Here is a 23,502-nt window from a genome sequence, read left to right as displayed (position 1 = left end):
CGGGGCCGGCGGGGGAGTACGCGCGGGAGTCCGTGGGCGGGGCCGCGCGGGGCCGGGGCCGACGCGGCCACATCATCACGCCCCGTGGTGGTTCGCATGCGACTCGACCGGCGGGTGCGCCAGGATGAGCCGTTCGGGCTCACCTGACCGATTCCGCAGAGTGACGGCCGGCCGGCCGCCGTACCGTCACACCACGCCGAGCGCGTAGCCCGCGAAGACGGCCGCCCCGGCCCCCGCCACCGCCTTCCAGGTGCGGGAGAACGAGGTCCACGGACCGTCGAAGCGGCGGGCGAACCGGCCGATCCCGACCAGCCCCGCGGCGAACAGCGGCAGCAGCACCAGCCGGCCCGCCACCCAGGCCGGCGAGTCCGGGGCGGTGGTCAGCCCCGGCACCGCGCCGAAGGCCGCCGCGCCCGGCACCGCCACCGCCAGCATCGCGCTCTGGTGCCAGCAGAAGACCGTCATCGCCGACAGGTTGACCAGCACCACCGGCAGCCAGAGCAGCGGCCGGCGCAGCAGCCGCCCGATCCGCTCCCGCAGCAGGACGGCCGCCCCGCACTGCACCGCCGCCAGCGCGAGCACCAGCAGCGACGGCGGGTGCGAGTTGGTGCGCGCCGCACCCGGCACGCCCACCATGCTGGCCGGGTAGTGGAAGAACAGCAGCAGGGCGGCGAACAGCGCGCCGCCGCCCAGCAGCAGGAGCCGCGCGGCCCGGCGGCCCAGCCGGCCCTGCGCCCAGAGCACGCCCAGCTGGTAGGCGAACATCCAGCCCGGGAGGATGTTGACCAGGGCGAGCCAGGAGGGCACCGCGTCGGCCCACGGCCCGTACCGCAGGGCGTCCACCAGGGCGACCACGGCCAGCATCGCGGCCGCCGATCGGCCGCCGAACCGCCGGCCCAGCGCCACGCACCACGGGGTGAGCGCCGTCAGCCCGAGGTACACCGCGATGTACCAGAGCGGCTGGACGACCAGCACCGAGCCGGTCCGGACGGTGCCGTCGGGCACGCCGAGCCGGTGCAGCACGGGGATCAGCAGCGCCCAGACGGCGGCGACGCCGAGCACCGGCCGCAGCAGCCGCACCGCCCGGCCGCGCAGCCAGGCCGGGGTGCTCGCGCCGCGCTCCCGGGCGCGCTCCAGCGAGCGGACCGAGGAGTGGCCGCCGACCAGGAAGAACACGCCGAGCATCTGCAGCAGCCAGCTGACCGGTGCGAAGAAGCCCAGCGAGCTGAGCGGGCTGGCGTTGTGCAGCGCGCCGTCGGGGGAGAGGGTGAGGCCGCCTAGCATCCAGTGCCCGACCGGTACGGCGAGCAGGGCGAGCGCGCGGAGCCCGTCGAGGGCGCGGTCGCGGGTGGCGGGGGTCTGCGCGTCGACCTTGGCGGCGGCTCGGCGCAGGGCGGTCAGGGGTGCGGCCATGGTGCGGCTCCTTCGGGGCGGCTCGGGGTGCTCGGTACGGCTCGGGGTGGCTCGGTGCGGTGGGCCCGGTGGGCCCGGTGGGTCCGGGGCAGGGCGGTTCGGCCAGGGGCGGTTCGGTCCGGGCGGTCCGGCGCCGGTTCAGCCGGCCGGGCGGCCGAGGGTGAGGTCGGCGAAGCGGGCCAGTGAGGCGGTGCCGGGCGCGAAGTAGCCGGTGTGGCCGTGCGATCCGGTCGAGGGCAGGTGCCGGGCGCCGAAGCCGGCGCCGGTCGGGTCGGCGCCGTGCCCGAGGCCCAGCAGCGAGACGTTGGGGACGTCGCCGATCCAGTCCGAGCCGTTGCGGTCGGTGGCCCACAGCGGCACCCGGCGGTCGAGGGCGGCGGCGTCCGGCACGCCCATGCCCGGGGAGCCCAGCACCACCACGCCGGAGGCCTGCGCCGGGCCGGGGGCGGTCAGCCCGCAGACCACCGAGCCGTAGCTGTGGCAGAGGACGGTGGCGGGGGCGTCCGGCGAGGTGGTCCGGGCCAGGCCGGTGAGGAACCGCCCGAGCCGCCGGGCGCCGGCCTCGGCGAGGTCCTCGGCGGCGGCGTCCAGGCCGACCCCGACGGGGGTGGTGTAGCCCGCCCAGGCGACCACGGCGGCGGCCCGGCCGGTGGCGTCGTACAGGGCGCGGGCCATGCCGGCGGGCGTGCCGTACGGGTCCCCGGCGCGGTCGAAGCTCATCAGGTCGATGTCGGAGCCGGGCACCACGACCGCGGTGTGCCGGGCGGCTGTCAGGTCCCCGTAGGCCTCGGCGACCGTGCCCCGGCCGCGCGGGTCGAAGGCGAGGATCTGCCGCCCGTCGGTCAGCAGGCTCCGGCAGCGCTCGGCGCGGGCCCGGGCCGCCTCGTGGTCCTGGCCGGTCAGCGCAGGGTCGCCGGCCCTGGCCCGCTCCTTGCCGAGCTCCTCGCCGAGGGCCAGCGCGTTGGCCCGGTAGCGCAGCGGGACGGGTGCGCCGTCCAGGTTGCCCACCACCTGGGGGTGGCGGACGGCGAGGGCGTCCCGCTGCGCCGGCGGCAGGCCGGCGAAGAAGTCCGCGACCTCGGCGGGCGTCGCGCCGGCCGGGTCGGGCAGCCGGACGCCGAGTGTGGTGTCGGCGACCCAGGCGGCGCTGCCCGGCGGCGGCCCGGTGACCGGCGTCTGCGAGTCGGCGGCGGCCCAGCCGCCCGCGCCGAGCAGGGTGACGGCGGTGATCGCGGCGGCGGCCAGCGTCCGCCTGAAGCGCAGCAGCATCGTTCTGTTTCTCCCTCGTGCGTCCGGTGCGACGAGGGAGAAGGTAGGAAGGCGAAGGCCCCGCGGGCGTCACACCGCGGGGCCAACCACCGGGTAGCACCCGGGTATCAGGCGGGTGTCAGGAGGGGCTTCACTGACCCGGCGTCACCAGTCCGGACTCGTAGGCCAGCACCACCGCCTGGGCGCGGTCTCGCAGGTCGAGCTTGGCGAGGATGCGGCCGATGTGGGTCTTCACGGTCTGCTCGGCGAGTACCAGCCCGGCCGCGATCTCCTGGTTGGACAGGCCCCGGGCGATCAGTTCCAGCACCTCGGTCTCACGCGGTGTCAGGCCGTTGAGCCGCAGCTTCGGGTCGCGGCGCGGGGCCGGCCGGGTGCGGGCGAAGTCCTCGATCAGCCGGCGGGTGACGGAGGGGGCGAGCAGGGCCTCGCCGGCCGCGACCACCCGGACGGCGGCGATCAGGTCGGCCGGCGGGGCGTCCTTGAGCAGGAAGCCGCTGGCCCCGGCGCGCAGCGCCTCGTACACGTAGTCGTCCACGTCGAAGGTGGTCAGCATCAGCACCCGGGGGCGGTGCCCGCCGTCGGTGCGGCCGAGCAGCTGCCGGGTGGCCTCCAGGCCGTCCATGACGGGCATCCGGACGTCCATCAGGACGACGTCGGGGTGGGTGCGGCCGCTGACCTCCAGGGCCTGCGCGCCGTCCGCCGCGTCGCCGACCACGTCGATGTCCTGCTGCGCGTTCAGCAGGGCGGCGAAGCCGGCCCGCACCATGGCCTGGTCGTCGGCGATGATCACTCGGATGGTCACTCGGCGTTCTCCTGGAGGCTGTCGATCGGCAGTGCGGCGGCGACCCTGAAGCCGCCGTCGGGCAGCGGGCCGGTGTCCAGCCTGCCATCCAGCAGCCGGACGCGTTCACGCATCCCGACCAGGCCGTGGCCGGTGCCCTCCGCGGCGTGCTCCAGTGGCTCGGCCCCGGCCGGCGGGGCCGCGTTGGCCACCGCGACCAGCAGCCGGCCGTCCTCGACCGCCAGAGAGACCCAGGCCTCGGCGCCCGGCGCGTGCCGCACCACGTTGGCCAGCGCCTCCTGGACGATCCGGTACGCCGAGAGGTCCACCGCCGGCGGCAGCGGCCCGGCGGCCTCCGCGCTGACGGTCAGGTCGGCGCTCACCCCGGCCCGGCCCACCGTCTCGACCAGCCGGGCGAGGTCGCCGACGCCGGGCTGCGGGGCCGTCTCGGTGCCGGAGTCCTCGCTGCGCAGCACGCCCAGCAGGCGGCGCATCTCGGTCAGCGAGGCGCGTGCGGTGCCGGCGATGGCGGCGAACTCCTCGGCGGCGTCGGCCGGTACGCCGGTGAGCCGGTAGGGCGCGCTGGCGGCCTGCACGGCGATCACCGACATGTGGTGGGCGACCACGTCGTGCAGCTCGCGGGCGATCCTGGCGCGCTCCTCGAGCAGGGTGCGGCGCCCGCGTTCGGCCTCGCTGATGTGCTCCTGCTCGACCAGCAGCCGGCGGGCCTCGGCGCGCTCGCGAAGCGCGCCGCCGAGCACCAGCACGGCGCCCGGCAGGGTGATCCCCAGCAGGCTGTTGTCACCGCCGAACTGCCCGTCGGGGGCGAGCAGGGCCGTCGCCAGGGTGGCGGCGGCGGTGACCAGCCAGACCGCGAAGAGGGTCCGGCGGGGCTCCCGCAGGGAGAGCGGGATCATCAGCAGGCAGTAGCCGACGATCGAGGTGGCCGGCCAGGGCCAGACGGAGCCGGTCGGCTCCCCGGCGGCGAGCAGCAGCAGGGCGGTCAGCAGATGTGCCGAGCCGATGATCCACCAGGCCGGCAGCGGGCGGCTGACGGCGAGCAGCAGGGGGACGCTCTGGGCCACCGCCAGCCCGGCGGCGAGGCCGGCGTTCATGCCGTAGTCGTCTGCCAGCACGTTGATCGAGCTGGGCAGCAGCGCCGTCACCGCACCGAGGGCGAGGACGTGCGGCAGGTAGCGCAGCCAGCGCGGGGAGGCGTGGGCGAACAGCGGGGTGTGGTCCCGGGACGGCCGGGCCAGGGCGGTCGCCAGCGCGGCCAGGGTGGAGGGGCCGGTACGTCCGGTGGGCGGGGAGTCCATGCCGCCCAAGCCTAGGAGCGCGGCGATCGCCGGGCGTCCCACCGGGGGCCTGTCCTGCGGGTGCTACCGGGGTATGACACCCGGCCGGCCGCCGGCCGCCCGGGCGGGTGTCCGGTCGGCTGTCCTGTCGGCTGCCGGGCAGCCGGTCAGGACCGCCAGTCGCCGGCCAGGGCCGGTCCGAGCTGGTCGAAGTGGCGCTCGATCAGCGCGATCATGCCCTCCGGCCCGCTGTCCTCGGGCTGGGCGGACCAGGCGAGGTGCGCCGAGCGCAGGACCCCGCCGAAGACCGCCGCCATCACCTTGGGGCGCAGGTCGACGGCCGGGTCCAGGCCCTCGCGGGCGGCGAGCAGGCCGGCCACCACCTGCTCCTGCTCGGTGATCCGGCGCAGGTGGGCGGCGAGCAGGGTCGGGGTGTCCTCGATCATCTGCATCAGTTCCAGCGCGGCGGTGACCCCGTTCGGCCCGTCGTGCCGGCTGCTGGCCAGATCGCGCCAGCACTGGACGATCGAGGCGCGCAGGGCCTGGAGCGGGCTCTCGCCGGCAGGGCGGCCGCGCAGGCACTCGATGAAGTAGTCCTCGGCGTCGGCCATCACGGCAAGGGCGACCTCGTCCTTGTTGGCGAAGTAGCGGAAGAAGGTGCGCTGCGAGACGTCCACGGCGGCGGCGATCTCGTCGACCGTGGTGTGCCCGAACCCCTGGTCCAGGAAGAGCCGGTGGGCGGCCTCGACCAGGGCGTCCCTGGTGCGTTGCTTCTTCCGTTCGCGCAGGCCGACGACCCGGCCGGCCGGGTCGGTCGCGGGGGTCGTGAGCTGCGCGGCCATGGCGGGGGCCTTCCGACTGCGGGTGGGCAGGGGGGTCAGCGCCAACGATAGCGCTCTGACAAATGTCAGCCATAGGCAGAAGGCAGGGTTTGCCGAATGTCAGTAGCTGACATAATCTCCCCGGAGTGGCGTCCGCCGGGCCGTAGTACTCGTGGGGACGGGCGGGCCCGCGGCGCCACGCCAACGTCCCGTGTCGTCAACGCCCCCCGGAGGGCCGTCAGATGAGCCAGTCCGTCGTCAAGAACGCGAAGGCGGACGCCTCGCCGCCGGGCCAGGCCGCCCCGGCGGGGAGGCGCCTGCAGGGCCACCCCTGGCTGACCCTGCTCACCGTCGCCGTAGGCGTCATGATGGTCGCCCTGGACGGCACCATCGTGGCGATCGCCAACCCGGTGATCCAGACCGACCTCAAGGCCTCGCCGGCCGACATCCAGTGGGTGACCAGCGGCTACCTGCTGGCCCTCGCGGTCTTCCTGATCACCGCCGGCAAGATCGGCGACCGCTTCGGCCACAAGTCGACCTTCCTGGTCGGCGCGGTGGGCTTCGCCGCCACCTCGGCCGCGATCGGCTTCGCGGGCAACATCCAGACGGTGATCGCCTTCCGCGTCCTGCAGGGCCTGTTCGGCGCGTTGCTGCAGCCCGCCGCGCTCGGCCTGCTGCGCGGGGCCTTCCCGGTCGAGAAGCTCAACATGGCGATCGGCATCTGGGCCGGCGTGATCGGCGCCTCCACCGCCGCGGGCCCGATCGTCGGCGGCCTGCTGGTCGAGCACGTCTCCTGGCAGTCGGTGTTCTTCATCAACATCCCGGTCGGCCTGGCCGCCCTGGCGCTCGGCATCTGGGTCCTGAAGGACGTCCGGGCCGAGAACGCCGCGAAGTCCTTCGACATCCCCGGCATCCTGCTGCTGTCGGCCGCGATGTTCATGCTGGTCTGGGGCATCATCAAGGCCCCCAGCTGGGGCTGGGGCGACACCAGCACGCTGCTCTTCCTCGGCGGCGCGGTGCTCTCGCTGGTGGCCTTCGCGCTCTGGCAGCGGGTCGCCCGCGAGCCGCTGATCCCGCTCAGCCTGTTCCGCTCGGTGCCGCTCTCGGCGGGCACCCTGCTGATGATCCTGATGGCCTTCTCGTTCTTCGGCGCGATCTTCTTCGTGACCTTCTACCTGCAGAACGTGCACGGGATGTCGCCGGTCGACGCCGGCGTCCACCTGCTCCCGATGACCGGCATGATGATCGTCGGCGCCCCCGCCGCCGGCGCCGCGATCGGCCGGGTCGGCCCGCGGATCCCGATCGTGGTCGGCATGGTGCTCACCTCCGTCGCGATGTACGGCATGTCCACCCTGGACGCCGGCTCCGGCAGCGGCGTGATGTCGCTCTGGTTCGTGCTGATGGGCCTCGGCATCAGCCCCGTCCTGGTCGGGGCCACCGAGGTCATCGTCGGCAACGCGCCGCTGGAGCTGTCCGGCGTGGCGGGCGGCCTCCAGCAGGCCGCGATGCAGGTCGGCGGCAGCCTCGGCACCGCCGTGCTGGGTGCGCTGATGGCCGCCAAGGTCACCGACGTGCTGCCGGGCAACTGGGCCGCGGCCGGGCTGCCGCCGGTCGAGGGCGCCCAGGCGCAGGGCCTGGAGCAGGCCGCCCAGCTGGGCATCGCGCCGCCCCCCGCGCCGGGCACCCCGCAGCAGGTGGTGGACGCGATGGCGACGGCCGTCCACGACTCCTTCGTCAGCGGCATGTCGCTGGCCTTCGCGGTCGCCGCGGTGGTGGCCTTCGTGGCGGCCCTGCTCGGCCTGCTGGCCCGGCGCGGCAGCACCGACACCGGCCCGGCCGTGCACATCTGATCCCGGCCCGGCCGTCCCGCCGACCCCGTGGGCCTCGGTCACCGGCCCCGGTACCCGGCCCCTGACGCCCTCCCGGCGGCAGGGGCCTCGCCGTCGGCCGGTCCGGCCGGGCACGGACCGACCGGCGACCGGCCGACCGACCGGCCCGCACCGACCGGCGGAATCACCCGGCCGCCGAGGGTGTGGCGCCTTGCCCGCCGCCCGGGTGCGCGGTGGGCTGTCGGCATGACCAGCCAGCAAGCCGTCGTCGCGCCCCCGTCTCCCGCCCCGGCCCCGCGCGCCCCGGGCGGCGCGGCCCGCCTCCTCGGCCGGCCGGGGGTGTTCGCCGCCGCCGCCGGATCCGCCGCGGCCGCGCTGATGGCCGCCCGGATCTTCCTGCCCGGTCCGATCGGCCTGGCCGACAACGGCGACGGCCCGCGCCGGATGTGCGCGCTGGACAGCGTCGCGCAGGTCGACCCCGGCTCCGCCCCCTGGTGGGCGTACGTCAACTTCGGCTACGTCCGGGCGCAGCCGGGCGCCTGTGACCCGGACGGCGGCTACCCCAGCAGCGCGGCGCTGCTGCTGCGACTGGCGCGGCCGCTCGGGCACTGGCTCGGGCTGCCCGGCGAGGTCGACCTGCGGGCGCTCGCGGTGCTCTTCTGCCTGCTGGCGGGCCTGGCCGTCGGGGTGTTCGCGGCCGCGCTGCGCGGCGGCCCGGCGGCGCGCTCGCTGGTGTGCCTGGCGCTGTTCCTGGTGGTCGGGGACAGCATCTTCGCGGGCTACGCCGCCTCGCCCTACAGCGAGGGCGCCGGACTGCTCGGCATCCTGCTGGCGGCCGCGGGAGCGACCCATCTGGGCGGCTCCCCCCGAGCACGGCGGGCCGGACTGCTGGTCCTCACGGCGGGCGCGGTGCTCGCCGTCGCCTCGAAGACCCAGGCGGTGACGACGGCGCTGCCGTTCGCCGCCCTGCCGCTGTTCGCGCAGGTCCCGCCGTGGCGGGCGGCCAAGGCCCGGGCGGCGCGGGTGCTGCCGTGCTGCGCGGCCGCCGTGATCCTGGCGACGGGGGCGGTCGCCGCCCAGTGGCAGCCGGAGCAGTTCAAGGTGGTCAACCCGACCGAGATGGTCTTCGCCGGCCTGCTCGGCGCCGTCGACGACCCGGCCGCCGCAGCCGTCGAGCTGGGGCTGCCCGCCGACTTCGGGCGGTACGCCGGGCGCAGCTGGTGGTCGGCGGACCCGCCGCAGGACGACCCGCGCTGGCCCGAGGTGCGCGGCCGGATGACCTACCCCACCGTCGCCGGGTTCCTGCTGCGCCACCCCGGCGTCGCCGTCGACATCGCGCTCGGCGCGGTCGAGGACTTCGGCGCCGCCCGGCCCGGCTACCTCGGCTCCTACCCGGTGGGGGCCGGCGAGCCGGCCGGTGCCCAGGAGTCCCGGCTGGCGGTCTTCGGGACGCTGCTGCGCCTGCTGGGCGGCGGCCCGCTGCTGCTGGTCGTCCTCGGGCTCGGTGCGGTCGCGGCGGGCCGGCTGCGCGCCCTGCGGCACCACCCGGCCCGGCGGGCGTTCGCCGCGGCGGTGCTCTGCCTGGCCGGCGTCACGGCCGTCCAGTTCCTCACCGCCGCGTACGGCGAGGCGGTCGAGGGCGTCAAGCACCAGGTCTTCGCGATCTACGCGGCCGGGCTGGTCCTGGTGCTGGCCGCGGCCGGCCTCTGCTGCGCGCCCGCCCCGGGGCCGGCCGGCGGCGGCGCGCTGCCGCCGCCCCGGCAGGAGCCGAGCCGGGCCCCGGAGCAGGTGCAGCGGTAGCCCGGGCCGCAGGGCGTCCCGCGGGCCCGCCCCGGCGCTACCGGCCGCGGCCCTGCTGGAACCGGCCGGTGTCGAGCCCGATCAGCGGGGCCGGGTAGTCCGGCCGCTCGGCGAGCAGCCAGGGCCGGTGGACCGCCGCCCCGGGGACGTGCGCCAGCTCCGGGACCCAGCGGCGGACGTACGCCCCGTCCGGGTCGAAGCGCTTGGCCTGGGTGAGCGGGTTGAGCACCCGGTTGGGGCGGGTGTCGGTGCCGGTGCCGGCCACCCACTGCCAGTTCAGCTGGTTGTTGGCCACGTCGCCGTCGACCAGCAGCGAGAGGAAGTGGGCCGCGCCGGCCCGCCAGTCCAGGTAGAGGGTCTTGGCGAGGAAGCTCGCGGTGAGCAGCCGGGCACGGTTGTGCATCCAGCCCTCGTGGGCGAGCTGGCGCATCCCGGCGTCGACGATCGGGTAGCCGGTCCGGCCGGCCTTCCAGGCGGCCAGTTCGGCCTCGTCCCGGTGCCAGTGGTCGTCGTGCGGCCGGTAGTCCCGGCGCGCGGCGGCCGGGCGGGCGGCGAGCACCTGGTGGTGGAAGTCGCGCCAGACCAGCTGGCGCACGAAGGCCTCGGCGCCCGGGCCGCCGCGCCGCTCCGCGAGCGCGACCAGTTCGGCGGCGGAGAGGCAGCCGAAGTGCAGGTAGGGGGAGAGCCGGGACGTCCCGTCGCCGGCCAGGTCGTCGTGCACCTCGTCGTACGCGCCGACCTGCCAGGCCGTCCAGCGTGCGCGGCCGGCGCTCTCGCCGCCCTCGGGCAGCCCGGGGGAGTCCGGCCGGGCCTGCGGCAGCGGGCCGTCCGGAACGTCGTCCGGCACCCGTACGGTGCGCGGCGCGGCCACCGGGTGCCGCCGCTGGGCGGCCCGCCAGGCCCGCAGGTACGGGGTGAAGACGGCGTAGTGGTCCTTGCCGGCGGGGGTGACGGCGCCGGGGGCCAGGGCGGTCAGCACCGCGTCGTGCACCCGCAGCCGGTCGCCGAGGGCCTCGCGCAGGGCGCTCTCGCGGTGCTGGGCGAAGCCGCTCACCCCGGCGGCGACGTGCACCGACACCGCGCCGGTGGCGGCCGCCAGCCGGGCGGTCTCGGCGACCACCGGGCCGCGCCGGAGCACCAGCCGCCCGCCCCGGGAGCGCAGGCCGGCGTCGAGGTCGGCCAGGCAGCCGGCGAGGAAGGCGGACCGGTTGGGGACGGCGAAGCCGGTGGCGGCCACGCCGTCGTCCAGGACGAACAGCGGCACCACCTCGTCGGCGTCGGCGAGGGCGGCCCGGAGCACGGGGTTGTCGTGCAGCCGCAGGTCCTGGGTGAAGAGCGCGATGGAGACGGACATGCCTCATGGCTATCGCCACCGCGCCGGCCGCCCGGGCCGACACGCCCGGCGGTCGCCCGGCGAACACCAGTGCGGCGGGCGGATGCCGAAGGGCCGGACCCCCCGAAGGGAGTCCGGCCCTCGTACGACCTGGTGGTCCTACCGGATCAGGCGTCGCCGCCGGCGGCGCCCGGGTCGGCGGAGGCGACGTCGAGCAGCTGGTAGCGGTCGATCGCCTCCTTCAGCGCGCTGCGGTCGACCTTGCCCTGCTTGGCGAGCTCGGTGAGCACGCTCAGGACCACCGACTGGGCGTCGATGTGGAAGAAGCGACGCGCGGCACCACGGGTGTCGGCGAAGCCGAAGCCGTCCGCACCCAGCGACTGCCACTGGCCCGGCACCCAGCGCGAGATCTGGTCCGGCACCGCGCGCATCCAGTCGGACACGGCGACGAACGGGCCCTCGGCACCGGTGAGCTTCTGCGTCACGTACGGGACGCGCTGCGGCTCCTCCGGGTGCAGCAGGTTGAACTCCTCGGTCTCCACCGCGTCGCGGCGCAGCTCGTTCCAGGAGGTCGCCGACCACACGTCGGCCTTGACGTTCCACTCCTCGGCGAGGATGCGCTGGGCCTCCAGGGCCCACGGCACGGCCACGCCCGAGGCGAGGATCTGGGCCGGGATCCGGCCGGCGGTCGCCGGGGCGTACCGGTGCAGACCCTTGAGGATGCCCTCGACGTCGACGTTCTCCGGCTCGGCCGGCATCTTGATCGGCTCGTTGTACACCGTGATGTAGTAGAAGACGTCCTCGCCGTGCGGGTGCTCGGCGCTGGAGCCGTACATCCGGCGGATGCCGTCCTGCATGATGTGCGCGATCTCGAAGCCGTACGCGGGGTCGTACGCGACGACGCCCGGGTTGGTCGAGGCGAGCAGCTGCGAGTGGCCGTCGGCGTGCTGCAGGCCCTCACCGGTCAGGGTGGTGCGGCCGGCGGTGGCGCCGATCACGAAGCCGCGGGCCAGCTGGTCCGCCATCTGCCAGAACTGGTCGCCGGTGCGCTGGAACCCGAACATCGAGTAGAAGACGTACACCGGGATCAGCGGCTCGCCGTGCGTCGCGTACGACGAACCGGCGGCGATCAGCGAGGCGGTGCAACCCGCCTCGGAGATGCCGTCGTGCAGCATCTGGCCCTTCGGGGACTCCTTGTAGGCGAGCAGCAGATCACGGTCGACCGACTCGTAGGTCTGGCCGAGCGGGTTGTAGATCTTCGCCGACGGGAAGAGCGAGTCCATGCCGAAGGTGCGGTACTCGTCGGGCGCGATCGGCACGAACCGGTTGCCGATGCCCTTGTCCCGCATGAGGTCCTTGAGCACCCGGACGAACGCCATGGTGGTGGCGATGGTCTGGTTGCCGGACCCCTTCTTGACCGCCTTGTAGGCCTCGTCGCCCGGGAGCTCCAGCTTGCGCGGCCGCACCTTGCGGGTCGGCATGTAGCCGCCCAGCTCCTTGCGGCGGTCGTGCATGTACTGGATCTCTTCGGAGTCCTTGCCCGGGTGGTAGTAGGGCGGGTAGCCCTCGTCGAGCTGCTTGTCCGTGATCGGCAGGTGCAGCCGGTCGCGGAATCGCTTGAGGTCCTCGGTGGTGAGCTTCTTCATCTGGTGGGTCGCGTTGCGGCCCTCGAAGTTCGGACCGAGCGTCCAGCCCTTGACGGTCTGGGCGAGGATGACCGTCGGCTGGCCGGTGTGCTCGCGGGCCGCCTTGAACGCCGCGTAGACCTTGGCGTGGTCGTGGCCGCCGCGACCCAGGTGCTGGATCTGCTGGTCGGTCATGTCCTCGACCATCTTGCGCAGCCGCAGGTCACCGCCGAAGAAGTGGTCGCGGATGTAGCCGCCGGTCTCGGTGGCGTAGGTCTGGAACTGGCCGTCCACCGTGGTGTTCAGCTTGTTGACCAGGACGCCGTCGCGGTCCTGGGCGAGCAGCGGGTCCCAGCTGCGGTCCCAGATGAGCTTGATCACGTTCCAGCCGGCGCCGCGGAACTGCGACTCCAGCTCCTGGATGATCTTGCCGTTGCCGCGGACCGGGCCGTCGAGGCGCTGCAGGTTGCAGTTGACGACGAAGGTCAGGTTGTCCAGGCCCTCGCGCGCCGCCAGCGACAGCTGGCCGAGCGACTCCGGCTCGTCCATCTCGCCGTCGCCGAGGAAGGCGTACACGTGCGAGTCGGAGGTGTCCTTGATGCCGCGGTGCTCCAGGTAGCGGTTCATCCGCGCCTGGTAGATCGCACCGAGCGGGCCGAGGCCCATCGAGACGGTCGGGAACTCCCAGAAGTCCGGCATCAGCCGCGGGTGCGGGTAGCTGGACAGACCGTACGGCGCCTTGGACTTCTCCTGGCGGAAGGCGTCGAGCTGCTGCTCGGTGAGCCGGTCCAGGAGGAAGGCGCGGGCGTAGATGCCGGGGGAGGCGTGGCCCTGGAAGAAGATCTGGTCGCCGGACTCGCCGTCCGCGTCCTTGCCCCGGAAGAAGTAGTTGAAGCCCACGTCGTAGAGCGACGCGGACGAGGCGAAGGTGGCGATGTGGCCACCGACACCGATGCCCGGGCGCTGCGCCCGGGAGACCATCACGGCCGCGTTCCAGCGGGTCGCGTTGAGGACCTTGCGCTCGATCTCCTCGTTGCCGGGGAAGAAGGGCTCGTCCTTGGTCGCGATGGTGTTGACGTAGTCCGTGCTGCGCATCTCGGGCACGGCGACACGCTTCTCGCGGGCGCGCTCGATCAGGCGGAGCATCAAGTAACGGGCACGCTCGCGCCCCCGCTCGTCGATGGCCGCGTCAAGCGACTCCAGCCATTCCGCGGTCTCCTCGGGATCGAAGTCCGGGACCTGACTCGGAAGGCCGCCAATGATGATCGGGTTGCGATCGGATCCGGAAGCCACGCTGTTCCTTCACTGTCGGTCGAAACTGAGGTGTGTCGCGCCGCCTCCATCGTGTACCGAAACTCGGAGAGCCGTCATCTCTACCGATGGGTAACCGTTCCGCCTGGTGGGCGGGCCGGTCATGAGGTGTGCGGCAGGCTCCGTTGCCTGACTCGCGCACCCCCGGGTGTTACGAAGAGGTGGTCCGACCTTTACCTGCTGTGCCTGCTGTGCCTGCATCCCCGATTCGGGGGTACGGGCTCTCCAGGCCTCCAGGCACCCTTCCGTCCGATGGGCGGGCGGTCGGGCTGAGGGCCAACAGGAGACTCTACGCCCGCGAGTACACCGGTTCCGAATGCCGTTCGTATCTCGGGCAGGCGTACGCCCCGTGTACGCCGGTCGGGTGCCTGCCGGCGCCACCACGGCGGGCACCCCGCGCGGCGTGGCCGACCGGTGCAGACACGGGCAAATGGGTGTGATTACCGACACGTCGAACGGCGTGTCTTGCCACAAGTCGTCAACCTTTGGGTGGGATCGGGGGCCGGGTACTTGCGCGAACCGCCGCGCCCGTGTGGACTACGGCCAAGCCTCGGCATGGATGCCGAGCCGAATACTGGAGGTTATTCCCGTGAGCGCGACCGCGGACCCCGCGGACAAGTCCAACCCGGCGCACCGTCTGGGCTTCGAAGAAGGCCAGATCGTCCAGGAGCTCGGGTACGACGATGACACTGACCAGGATCTCCGCGAAGGCATTGAGGAGATCACCGGTACGGATCTCGTCGACGAGGACTACGACGACGTCGCCGACGCCGTTCTGCTGTGGCACCGCGAGGAGGACGGGGATCTCACCGATGCCCTCGTCGACGCCCAGGAATACCTGGCCGACGGCGGCCTGGTGTGGCTGCTGACCCCCAAGACGGGCCGTGACGGGCACGTCGAGGCCCATGAGATCGCGGACGCCGCCAAGACCGCCGGTCTCTCCCAGACGAGCTCGGTGGCCGTCGCCAAGGACTGGGCCGGTACCCGTCTGGCCACCCCGAAGGCGGCGAAGTCGGGCAAGCGCTGAGCGCCGGAGAAGCCTGTACCGGGCCCCGCTGGAGCTTCCTCCAGCGGGGCCCGGTCGTTCCCGGGGCGGGCCTGTAGGTGTCGCCGGGCGAGTTGTTCGCCGAGGGCGAAAGTGAGGCGCCCGGGCCCGGGCTCGCTCACCCGTTCGGCCTAATCGCCCCGGACGGATGCAAGGATGTGGCTCGGCCGCGCCCGCAGAGCGGCCACGTCGCGTTCAGAAAGGTCCGCATCATGGCCATCGAGGTCGGCACCCAGGCTCCGGATTTCGAGCTCAAGAACCAGCACGGCGAGCTGGTCAAGCTCTCCGACTTCCAGGGCGAGAAGAACGTCGTCCTGGTGTTCTACCCGTTCGCCTTCACCGGCGTGTGCACCGGCGAGGTGTGCGCGATCCAGAAGGAGCTGCCGCGCCTGCAGAACGACGACGTGCAGGTCCTGGCGGTCTCCAACGACTCGCCGTTCACCCTGCGCGTCTTCGCCGACCAGGAGGGCCTGGAGTACCCGCTGCTCTCCGACTTCTGGCCGCACGGCGCCGTCTCCCGCGCCTACGGCGTGTTCGAGGAGGAGAAGGGCTGCGCCGTGCGCGGCACCTTCGTGATCGACAAGGCCGGCGTGGTGCGCTGGTCGATCGTGAACGGCCTGCCGGACGCCCGCGACGAGCAGGAGTACCTGAAGGTCCTCGGCGCGCTCTGAGGACCGCGGCGGCCGACGGGGGCCGGCGGCTCGCCGGTGCGGCGCCGTGACCACGGCGATCCGCAAGGATTGGGCCCGGTCACTGCGCAGGACGGGAACCCGGCACTACGATCGGGCCGTTGGCAGGTCAGAGGCGCACCGGCCGAGGCCGGCCGCTTCGGACCGCACCGCGGGGGCACCACGACGTGCCTCCCGATTCTTGGAGGACCAGTGGGTGTCAGCCTGAGCAAGGGCGGCAATGTCTCCCTCACCAAGGAGGCCCCCGGCCTGACCGCCGTGATCGTCGGCCTTGGCTGGGACGTCCGCACCACCACCGGCACGGACTTCGACCTGGACGCCAGCGCGCTGCTCTGCAACGAGGGCGGACGGGTCGACGGGGACGGCAACTTCGTCTTCTTCAACAACCTGAAGAGCCCGGACGGCTCCGTCGAGCACACCGGTGACAACCTCACCGGCGAGGGCGAGGGCGACGACGAGCAGATCAAGGTCAGCCTGGCCACCGTCCCGGCCAACGTCGCCAAGATCGTCTTCCCGGTGTCGATCTACGACGCCGAGAACCGGACCCAGAACTTCGGCCAGGTCCGCAACGCGTTCATCCGCGTCGTGAACCAGGCCGACAACAAGGAGCTGGCCCGCTACGACCTCTCCGAGGACGCCTCGACCGAGACCGCCATGGTCTTCGGCGAGCTGTACCGCAACGGGGCCGAGTGGAAGTTCCGCGCCATCGGCCAGGGCTACGCCTCGGGCCTGCGCGGCATCGCGCAGGACTTCGGTGTGAACGTCTGACCCGCCCGCACCCCCGCCGCGGCCCCGCGTTCCCCGGAACGCGGGGCCGCGGTGTCTTCCCCGGCCGCCGGCCGGGCCCGGGCCGCCGCGTCCGGTGCCCGCCGCGTCCGGTGCCCGCCGGGGGCGGCGGCTCCGGCGGAGGCCGGGCCGGGCGCTGATAGGTTCTGCTAGTTCAGGAAGTTCAGTGGGCGGCCGGTGGCCGTTCGGGGGTCCGAGGGCATAGATCTGGGATGCGCCTCGTCGTGCCGCCGTCCGGCCGCAGCCGCCAGGGAGTGGGAGGAAGAACAGTCATGAGTGTCACGCTCGCCAAGGGCGGGAACGTCTCGCTGACGAAGGCCGCACCGAATCTGACGCAGGTGCAGATCGGGCTGGGCTGGGACGCGCGCTCCACCACGGGTGCGCCGTTCGACCTCGACGCCAGCGCACTGCTCTGCCAGGCCGGGCGGGTGCTCGGCGACGAGTACTTCGTGTTCTACAACAACCTGAAGAGCCCCGAGGGTTCGGTGGAGCACCAGGGCGACAACCTCACCGGTGACGGCGAGGGCGACGACGAGGTCGTCGTGGTCAACCTGGACCTCGTGCCGGCCCACGTGGACAAGGTGGTCTTCGCGGTGTCGATCTACGACGCCGAGGCCCGGATGGAGAACTTCGGCCAGGTCCGCAACGCGTACATCCGCGTGGTGAACGTGGTGGACGGGCAGGAGATCGCCCGTTACGACCTGACCGAGGACGCGTCCAACGAGACCGCCATGATTTTCGGTGAGCTGTACCGCTACCAGGGGGAGTGGAAGTTCCGCGCGGTGGGCCAGGGTTATGCCTCCGGCCTGCGCGGCATTGCTCTGGATTTTGGCGTAAACGTACAGTAAAGGCCTCATCATCACTCGGAACGAGCAACAAGGGGCACCGCGGGGGTGACCTGACCGGGATCCGGTCCCGGTCAGGGCGTCTCAGGACGACGCCGCACCCGTGGCATGCGCCCTGAAACCCGAAAGGTAACCAAATCCCGTGTTCCTCCGCACATTCGGCTGGTCGTTCGCGATCACTCTCGTCGGCCTGATCGCCGCCGGCCTGCTCTGGGGCGCCGAGGGCTTCGGCATCGTGCTGATCCTCTCCATCCTGGAGATCTCCCTGTCGTTCGACAACGCGGTGGTCAACGCCACGGTGCTGAAGCGGATGAACCCGTACTGGCAGAAGATCTTCCTCACCGTCGGCGTGCTGATCGCCGTATTCGGCATGCGCCTGATCTTCCCGCTGCTGGTGGTCGGTCTCACCGCGCACCTCAACCCGGCGACCGTGATCGACCTCGCGCTGCACTCCGACCAGACCTACAACGGGTCGACGTACGCCCAGTACCTGGAGGCCGCCAACCCGGCGATCGCGGCCTTCGGCGGCATCTTCCTGCTGATGATCTTCCTCGACTTCATCTTCGAGGAGAAGGACTTCAACTGGCTGAGCTGGATCGAGAAGCCGCTGGAGAAGGTCGGCAAGCTGGAGGCGTTCTCCTCGGTCATCGCCCTGGTCACGCTGGCCCTGGCGGCCAACTTCTTCGCCGCCGAGAACGCCGAGACGGTGCTGCTCGCCGGCATCATGGGCCTGGTCACCTACCTGGCGGTCAACGGCCTGTCGAGCGTCTTCGAGGCCGGCCTGGAGGAGGAAGAGGAGGCCGAGGAGGAGGCCGAGAAGGCCGGCAAGTCCATCGTGCAGGTGGGCGGCAAGGCCGCGTTCTTCCTCTTCATGTACCTGGAGGTGCTGGACGCCTCGTTCTCCTTCGACGGCGTGGTCGGCGCGTTCGCGATCACCCAGGACATCTTCATGATCACCCTGGGCCTGGGCATCGGCGCGATGTACATCCGCTCGCTGACGGTCTTCCTGGTCCGCAAGGGCACCCTGGACGACTACGTCTACCTGGAGCACGGCGCGCACTACGCGATCGGCGCCCTGGCGATCATCCTGCTGGTCGGCATCGAGTACCACATCCCGGAGATCGTCACCGGCCTGATCGGCGTCGCCTTCATCGGCCTGGCCCTCGGCTCGTCGATCCTGCGCAACCGCCGGGCGGCGGCGGCCGGCGGCGGCGGGGACTCCGAACTGGTCGGCAGCAACTCCAACTAGCCGGTCACCGGTCCGCGTCCGGCGCCCGCCGGGCCCGGACGCGGACCCGGCCCGCGGTGCACCACGCCCGCGGCGGCACAGCGAAACGGCCGCCCCCCGCACATGCGGGGGGCGGCCGTTTCGTCGTGCGTGCGCCGGTCGTCAGCCGAGCTGCTGCTCGATGGCGCGCAGCTTGCGCTCCAGCGAGTCCAGCTTGGGCATCGACAGGGTGTCGTCGTCAGCGGTCAGGTCCACCGAGGAGGACGAGTAGGAGGACGACGACGAGTACGGGGACGACGAGGAGTAGGAGGACGAGTACGAGGACTCGACCGCCGCCCGCGGACGCCGGCCCGGTTCGAGCGCGCTCCTGGGAGCGGGCTCCCGGACCGCGGAGGCGCTGCCGGTCAGGGTGTCCGGTTCACCGGCTAGCGCAGGCTCCGAAGCGCTCTGGCCGTCCCCGGCAGCGGTCAGCGCGGGCACCTGGCGGCCGCCGCGGGACCGGCCGAGCATCCCGCCCTGGCGGGAGATGGCCTTCAACTCGGCCCGTTCGCGCCGGTCGGCGCTGCGGGCGCGCAGCTTGGCGTCCATCTTCGACTGGCGCTCCTCGCGGACCTCGTCCACGGCCTCGTCCAGGCTGCGGACGTTCTCCAGCAGCATCAGCGACCAGGCCGCGTAGGTCTCGCGGGGGGCGCGGATCCAGCGGACGATCCGGATCTGCGGCAACGGGCGGGGCACCAGGCCCTGCTCGCGCAGCGCGGCCTTGCGGGTCTGCTTCAGCGCGCGGTCGAAGAGGATCGCGGCCGAGATCGACATGCCGGAGAAGAACTGCGGGGCGCCGTCGTGGGCACCGCCACGCGGGGCGTGCACCCAGTTGAACCAGGCGGACGCCACGGCGAACACCCAGACCAGCAGGCGGGAGCCGAGGGCAGCGTCGCCGTGGCTGGCCTCGCGGACGGCCAGCACGGAGCAGAACATCGCTGCGCCGTCCAGGCCGAACGGGACGAGGTACTCCCAGCCCCCGGAGAGGCCCAGGTTCTCCGTACCGAAGCCGACCAGGCCGTGGAACGACAGTGCGGCGGCGACACCGGCACAGCAGAACAGCAGGACGTAGGAGGCGATCCCGTAGATCATCTCCTTGCGGCGACGGCGTTCCTCGGTGCGCTCCCAGGAGTCACCGGACTCCTCGGTCTTGTTGTTCCTGAAGCGGAGGGTCGCCACCAGGACGGCGGTGAACACCAGTGCTGCGCCGCCGACGACGGCCCACACCAGTTGTATGGACGAGAGGTTCATTGCGGGTCGGGCCTCGGCTTTCCGCAGGAATGGTCTGTGTGCGGCACAGGACATCAGGTACCGCGGTGAACGGTGGGCCTGACGGTGCGTCGTTGCCGGCCGCGGGCGCACCTGCGGTGCCCCTGTGATGCGGACGGGACACCTGTGCGGCTAGACGATATCGCGTCCGAAGGGGCGGCATCGTACGGGAGCCGTCTTCTGCTCGCCATCCGGCACGCGGGGGGCGCTTGACGGTGCCTCGGGCGCCGACTTGGGTAGGGGTGTCGGTACGCACGGTGGCCGCCCGGTCGACGGATGCCGGATCATGAACCGTCAGATCGACTGGCGGACCTGGGGGAGGACTGGATGGCCTCGGTTTGGGAGTACCTGAGGGGCGAGCGCAACACCCTCGACCCCGGTGGACAGCACAAGGTGACCCTCACCAAGGCGAAGCCGCAGCACGCCCTCACCGGCGCCGCGGCCACCACCGGCAACCTGTACGTCAACCTGCACTGGAGGACCAGGGCGGCGGCTCCCGGCGCCTCGGCGGGGGAGACCTTACGGCGCTGGTTCAGCCCGCGGATCCTCAGCCCGATGGAGCCCGACTCGTACCAGGGGCCGGCCGTCAACGTCGACCTCGACCTGGCCTGCATGTACGAACTCAGCGACGGCAAGCGGGGCGTGGTACAGCCGCTGGGCAAGCTCTTCGGGGACCTGCAGAAGCCGCCGTACGTCAAGCTCAGCGGCGACGACGTGTACGGAGCGCCCTCCGGCGAGACGATGTACATCAACCTGGAGAAGAAGGACCAGTTCAAACGGCTGCTGATCTTCGTGTACATCTACGACGGCACCCCGGCCTTCGGGCAGACCGACGCGGTGGTGACCATCGTCCCGCAGACCGGCCCGCGGATCGAGATCAAGCTGGAGGAGCGGGCGCCCGCCGCGCGCTCCTGCGCGGTGGTGCTGATCGAGAACACCGGGGACGGGCAGCTGACGGTGCGCCGCGAGGTCCGCTACGTGAACGGGTTCCAGTCGGACATCGACCGGCTGTACGGCTTCGGCATGCAGTGGCAGCGCGGCTACAAGACGCCGTCGGGGACGGCCGAGTGAGCGCGGGGCCCGCGCCCGGGCCGGCCCGGCGCCGGCCCGGCGGGGCCCGCCCCGCCGGCCCCGGAGGCGCGGGGGCTCAGCGCGGCTGGAACTGCGGGCCCTGCGGGGGCAGGGCGAAGGCCTCCTGGGGCGCGGGCTGCTGGGCGGCCGGCGGGGGCGGCGGAGGGGCCGCCGGGGCCTGCGGGTAGCCGTAGCCGGACTGCTGGGCCGCGGCCGGCTGCTGCGGCGGGTACCCGGCGCCGCCGTCCGGCCGCGGGGAACCCCAGCCGGGCTGCGGGTACGGCTGCTGCGGGGCCGGCGGGTAGCCGTAGCCGGGCTGCCGGGGCGGCTGCTGCTGCGGGTAGCCGTACGCGGGCTGCGGGTGCTGCTGCGGGTGCTGCTGGGGGGCCGGCGGGACCGCGGGCGGTGCGGTGGGCGGTGCGACGGGCGGCGGCGGCGCCGTCGGGGGCGTGGCGGGCGCCAGGGTGTACGTTCCGGGCTCCGAGCGGGGGTCGGGGCGCGGGGTGTTGCGCGGGTCCTGGGTGTGGCCGCCGGCCGGCTGCCGGGCGGCCGGTGGTGCGGTCTGCGGCTCGTCCTCGACGGTGATGCCGAAGTCGGTGGCCAGGCCGATCAGGCCTGAGGCGTACCCCTGTCCGACCGCGCGGAACTTCCAGCCGCCGTCGCGCCGGTAGATCTCGGCGGCCAGCAGCGCGGTGACCTCCTCGGCGTCCGTCACCGCGAACTCGGCCAGCGCCGGGGCGCCCTCGCCCACCGCGGCGTCGAACAGCAGCACCCGCAGGCGGACCACCGCGCGGAACGAGCCGCCCTCGGCGGAGCCGGCCAGCACCACCCGGTCGACGTCCGCCGGCAGCTTGCCGAGCTCCACCTCGATGGTGTCGGCGACCTCGGCGTCCTGGCCCGTGCGGTGCTTGGGCAGGTGGCGCACGAGACCGGAGGGGTGCCGGGGCTGGTTGTAGAAGACGAAGTCCGCGTCCGAGCGGACCCTGCCGTCGGCGCCGAGCAGCAGCGCCGAGGCGTCCACGTCCGGCGATCCGGGTACGGCGTTCCAGCGCAGCACGGCGCGGACCGCGGCCACCGGCAGCGCGACGTTGGCGCCCTTTGCCATCACGTGCGTCATAGCGGACCATCCTGCCCCTTCGCCACCCATTCGGACAACGTGGCCGAAGGTGGCCGAAGCGTGCAGGCCTTTGCCGACTGCTTGCGCTTTGTGAAGTGGACGGTAACCTTCCGAGAATTCAATGTTTCGACGGAGCATTGGGCCGCAACGGTCCGTACGATGGGCGGCCTGGGGCCCCGGGGGGTTTCAGCAGCTCAGCAGTGCCGTCGGCCCCTCGGACGCGCAACGGCGCGCGGCACGCGGGCGCCCTCCCGTGCCGTCCGCCCGCCGGACGTGACCCCGAACCGGGAACCACGGCACCCGGCAGACCGGTTGTCGACGTGTCGGCGCAGCACCGCCGAGCAGGACCCACCCCAGCGCCACCACCGCCGTGACCATGCCCGATCCACCCCCAGCCCCGCCGCCCGGCGAGCCGCACCCCCCTGAGGAGAGCACCTTGCGCCACTTCGGCCACCTCGCCGACGACGTACGCGAACGCCTCTTCCTCGAACAGCCGGGGGGCTTCGACCGGGACAGCGAGGCCGGCGTGCTGTCCACCGCGCTCGGCGCCACCCTCTACTGCCCCGCCACCCGGGAGACCCTCGGGGCGGACGTCCGCAAGCAGGCCGCGCGGGGTGTCGTCTCCATGGTGCTCTGCCTGGAGGACGCGATAGCGGACCACGAGGTACCGGCCGCCGAAGCCAATCTGGTCGCCCGGCTCGGCGAATTGCACACGACTCGCACACAGGATCTTCCCCTTCTCTTCATCAGGGTCCGTACCGCCGGTCAGATCACCGATCTCACCCGCCGGCTCGGCCCCGCCGTCGGCCTGCTCTCCGGCTTCGTGCTGCCCAAGTTCACCGAGGAGAGCGGCAACGACTTCCTGGAGGCCCTCGCGGCCGCCGAGGAGACCAGCGGCCACCGGCTGTTCGCCATGCCGGTGCTCGAATCCCCCGAACTCGCCCACCTGGAGACCCGCCGCGAGCAGCTCTTCGGGATCTCCCGGCTGCTCGCCAAGCACCGCGAGCGGATCCTCGCCGTCCGCCTGGGCGTCACCGACCTCTGCTCCGCGTACGGCCTGCGCCGCTCGCCCGACCTGACCGCCTACGACGTCGCCCTGGTCGCCGCCGTCATCGGCGACGTGGTCAACGTGCTCGGCCGCGCCGACGGCAGCGGCTTCACCGTCACCGGGCCGGTCTGGGAGTACTTCCCCGTCCAGGAGCGGATGTTCAAGCCCCAGCTGCGCCGCACCCCGTTCGCCGCCACCGACCCTCCGGGGGAGGCCGTCCGGCAGCGGATCATCGAGCACGACCTGGACGGCCTGATCCGCGAGATCGAGCTCGACCGTGCCAACGGACTGCTCGGCAAGACCTGCATCCATCCCAGCCACGTGCCCGCCGTGCACGCCCTGTCGGTGGTGACCCACGAGGAGTTCTCCGACGCCCGCGACATCCTGGACCAGGAACGCGGCGGCGGCGGGGTGCTGCGCTCGGCGTACACCAACAAGATGAACGAGGCCAAGCCGCACCGGGCCTGGGCGGAGCGGGTGCTGCTGCGCGCAGAGGTGTTCGGCGTGGCCCGGGAGGACGTCAGCTTCGCCGAGCTGCTGGCCGCCTGCCTCTGACCGGGGCACCGGCCCGGGGCCCCGCGCACCGCAGGGCGCACCGCCCGTCCGCCCGTCCGGCCGTCCGGCCGTCCGTCCGCCCGTCCGCGAGCCGGTCGGCCGTGCCCCCCGCCGCCCGCACCCCCGTACGCTGGCCCTTCGGCCCCGGACCGCCCGCCGGGCCGGGCACCGAGGCCCGCCGGCCCCGGCCGGGCCGGCGAGGAGAGCGACCGCGCGCCCGGCGTGCACGCCGGGCGCGCGTACACCGCCGTACGCATTCCTGACACCTCGGCCTGATATGCACGCCTGACAAGCACCCGGGCCCGCCCCCACGAGCGGCCCCGCGGGGCA

At 73.2% G+C, this 23,502-nt stretch carries 18 protein-coding genes; 9 read left to right on the top strand and 9 right to left on the bottom strand.

Annotated features, from left to right (window positions below; genetic code table 11):
- Positions 1-186 precede the first annotated feature (186 nt).
- The 5 genes from J2S46_RS13275 to J2S46_RS13255 all read right to left on the bottom strand — a co-directional run bounded on the left by J2S46_RS13275 (position 187) and on the right by J2S46_RS13255 (position 5,603).
- Complete coding sequence (locus J2S46_RS13275) at positions 187-1,413, bottom strand: acyltransferase family protein (RefSeq protein WP_191289157.1); 1,227 nt, start codon at positions 1,411-1,413, stop codon at positions 187-189.
- A gap of 138 nt (positions 1,414-1,551) precedes the next feature.
- The gene (locus J2S46_RS13270) at positions 1,552-2,682 is read right to left on the bottom strand and encodes an alpha/beta hydrolase (protein WP_191289156.1); all 1,131 of its coding nucleotides are present in this window, start codon (positions 2,680-2,682) and stop codon (positions 1,552-1,554) included.
- 130 nt (positions 2,683-2,812) lie between these two features.
- Complete coding sequence (locus tag J2S46_RS13265) at positions 2,813-3,484, bottom strand: response regulator (RefSeq protein WP_191289155.1); 672 nt, start codon at positions 3,482-3,484, stop codon at positions 2,813-2,815.
- Positions 3,481-4,782, bottom strand: a complete 1,302-nt coding sequence (locus J2S46_RS13260) for a sensor histidine kinase (RefSeq protein WP_191289154.1) — start codon at positions 4,780-4,782, stop codon at positions 3,481-3,483. The genes J2S46_RS13265 and J2S46_RS13260 overlap by 4 nt, the downstream gene beginning before the upstream one ends.
- Positions 4,783-4,928: 146 nt before the next feature.
- Entirely contained in the window at positions 4,929-5,603 is a 675-nt protein-coding gene (locus J2S46_RS13255; protein ID WP_191289153.1) for a TetR/AcrR family transcriptional regulator, read from the bottom strand.
- Positions 5,604-5,824: 221 nt separating this feature from the next.
- Here J2S46_RS13255 and J2S46_RS13250 point away from each other — a divergent pair, with 221 nt between their 5' ends.
- Both J2S46_RS13250 and wsfD read left to right on the top strand, forming a co-directional pair.
- Positions 5,825-7,432, top strand: coding sequence for an MFS transporter (locus J2S46_RS13250; protein ID WP_191289152.1), 1,608 nt, complete (start codon positions 5,825-5,827; stop codon positions 7,430-7,432).
- A 225-nt stretch (positions 7,433-7,657) separates the two neighbouring features.
- Positions 7,658-9,211 carry a glycan biosynthesis hexose transferase WsfD gene (gene wsfD / locus J2S46_RS13245; protein WP_191289151.1) on the top strand — a complete coding sequence of 518 codons (1,554 nt, stop codon included), beginning with the start codon at positions 7,658-7,660 and terminating at the stop codon, positions 9,209-9,211.
- 37 nt (positions 9,212-9,248) lie between these two features.
- On the opposite strand, the gene J2S46_RS13240 is transcribed toward wsfD, so the two are convergent.
- Together J2S46_RS13240 and aceE are read right to left on the bottom strand one after the other, a co-directional pair.
- Positions 9,249-10,565: a cryptochrome/photolyase family protein gene (locus tag J2S46_RS13240; protein ID WP_191289150.1), complete on the bottom strand. Its 1,317-nt coding sequence runs from the start codon at positions 10,563-10,565 to the stop codon at positions 9,249-9,251.
- A 146-nt stretch (positions 10,566-10,711) separates the two neighbouring features.
- Positions 10,712-13,462, bottom strand: a complete 2,751-nt coding sequence (aceE, locus tag J2S46_RS13235; protein WP_191289149.1) for a pyruvate dehydrogenase (acetyl-transferring), homodimeric type — start codon at positions 13,460-13,462, stop codon at positions 10,712-10,714.
- Between the two features lie 607 nt (positions 13,463-14,069).
- Here aceE and J2S46_RS13230 point away from each other — a divergent pair.
- The 5 genes from J2S46_RS13230 (at position 14,070) to J2S46_RS13210 (ending at position 18,094) form a co-directional block, all read left to right on the top strand.
- Positions 14,070-14,507 (top strand): DUF3052 domain-containing protein, encoded by a 438-nt coding sequence (locus tag J2S46_RS13230; RefSeq protein WP_073927554.1) that lies wholly within the window; start codon positions 14,070-14,072, stop codon positions 14,505-14,507.
- Positions 14,508-14,737: 230 nt separating this feature from the next.
- A complete protein-coding gene (locus J2S46_RS13225; RefSeq protein ID WP_191289148.1) occupies positions 14,738-15,196 on the top strand; it encodes a peroxiredoxin in 459 nt (152 codons plus the stop codon).
- Between the two features lie 210 nt (positions 15,197-15,406).
- Complete coding sequence (locus tag J2S46_RS13220; protein ID WP_073927552.1) at positions 15,407-15,982, top strand: TerD family protein; 576 nt, start codon at positions 15,407-15,409, stop codon at positions 15,980-15,982.
- Between the two features lie 290 nt (positions 15,983-16,272).
- Positions 16,273-16,848: a TerD family protein gene (locus J2S46_RS13215; protein ID WP_073927551.1), complete on the top strand. Its 576-nt coding sequence runs from the start codon at positions 16,273-16,275 to the stop codon at positions 16,846-16,848.
- A 139-nt stretch (positions 16,849-16,987) separates the two neighbouring features.
- Complete coding sequence (locus J2S46_RS13210) at positions 16,988-18,094, top strand: DUF475 domain-containing protein (RefSeq protein ID WP_191289147.1); 1,107 nt, start codon at positions 16,988-16,990, stop codon at positions 18,092-18,094.
- 141 nt (positions 18,095-18,235) lie between these two features.
- Here J2S46_RS13210 and J2S46_RS13205 read toward each other — a convergent pair whose 3' ends face one another.
- Positions 18,236-19,363, bottom strand: coding sequence for a DUF2637 domain-containing protein (locus tag J2S46_RS13205; RefSeq protein ID WP_191289146.1), 1,128 nt, complete (start codon positions 19,361-19,363; stop codon positions 18,236-18,238).
- Between the two features lie 345 nt (positions 19,364-19,708).
- Here J2S46_RS13205 and J2S46_RS13200 point away from each other — a divergent pair, with 345 nt between their 5' ends.
- Positions 19,709-20,452 (top strand): TerD family protein, encoded by a 744-nt coding sequence (locus tag J2S46_RS13200; RefSeq protein WP_073927548.1) that lies wholly within the window; start codon positions 19,709-19,711, stop codon positions 20,450-20,452.
- A 76-nt stretch (positions 20,453-20,528) separates the two neighbouring features.
- On the opposite strand, the gene J2S46_RS13195 is transcribed toward J2S46_RS13200, so the two are convergent.
- The gene (locus tag J2S46_RS13195; RefSeq protein WP_191289145.1) at positions 20,529-21,569 is read right to left on the bottom strand and encodes a TerD family protein; all 1,041 of its coding nucleotides are present in this window, start codon (positions 21,567-21,569) and stop codon (positions 20,529-20,531) included.
- Between the two features lie 436 nt (positions 21,570-22,005).
- Between J2S46_RS13195 and J2S46_RS13190 the strand changes: the two genes are divergently transcribed.
- Positions 22,006-23,172, top strand: coding sequence for an HpcH/HpaI aldolase/citrate lyase family protein (locus tag J2S46_RS13190; RefSeq protein WP_191289144.1), 1,167 nt, complete (start codon positions 22,006-22,008; stop codon positions 23,170-23,172).
- Positions 23,173-23,502 lie beyond the last annotated feature (330 nt).

Source organism: Kitasatospora herbaricolor (genome assembly GCF_030813695.1).
GTDB classification, from domain to species: domain Bacteria; phylum Actinomycetota; class Actinomycetes; order Streptomycetales; family Streptomycetaceae; genus Kitasatospora; species Kitasatospora herbaricolor.
This window is presented reverse-complemented; position numbering and strand designations above follow the sequence as displayed.

Coding starts and splice junctions, on each gene's coding strand:
- J2S46_RS13275 (WP_191289157.1), bottom strand. CDS start 1,413: ATGGCCGCACCCCTGACCGCCCTGCGCCGAGCCGCCGCCAAGGTCGAC.
- J2S46_RS13270 (WP_191289156.1), bottom strand. CDS start 2,682: ATGCTGCTGCGCTTCAGGCGGACGCTGGCCGCCGCCGCGATCACCGCC.
- J2S46_RS13260 (WP_191289154.1), bottom strand. CDS start 4,782: ATGGACTCCCCGCCCACCGGACGTACCGGCCCCTCCACCCTGGCCGCG.
- J2S46_RS13255 (WP_191289153.1), bottom strand. CDS start 5,603: ATGGCCGCGCAGCTCACGACCCCCGCGACCGACCCGGCCGGCCGGGTC.
- J2S46_RS13250 (WP_191289152.1), top strand. CDS start 5,825: ATGAGCCAGTCCGTCGTCAAGAACGCGAAGGCGGACGCCTCGCCGCCG.
- wsfD (WP_191289151.1), top strand. CDS start 7,658: ATGACCAGCCAGCAAGCCGTCGTCGCGCCCCCGTCTCCCGCCCCGGCC.
- J2S46_RS13240 (WP_191289150.1), bottom strand. CDS start 10,565: ATGTCCGTCTCCATCGCGCTCTTCACCCAGGACCTGCGGCTGCACGAC.
- J2S46_RS13225 (WP_191289148.1), top strand. CDS start 14,738: ATGGCCATCGAGGTCGGCACCCAGGCTCCGGATTTCGAGCTCAAGAAC.
- J2S46_RS13215 (WP_073927551.1), top strand. CDS start 16,273: ATGAGTGTCACGCTCGCCAAGGGCGGGAACGTCTCGCTGACGAAGGCC.
- J2S46_RS13205 (WP_191289146.1), bottom strand. CDS start 19,363: ATGAACCTCTCGTCCATACAACTGGTGTGGGCCGTCGTCGGCGGCGCA.
- J2S46_RS13200 (WP_073927548.1), top strand. CDS start 19,709: ATGGCCTCGGTTTGGGAGTACCTGAGGGGCGAGCGCAACACCCTCGAC.
- J2S46_RS13195 (WP_191289145.1), bottom strand. CDS start 21,569: ATGACGCACGTGATGGCAAAGGGCGCCAACGTCGCGCTGCCGGTGGCC.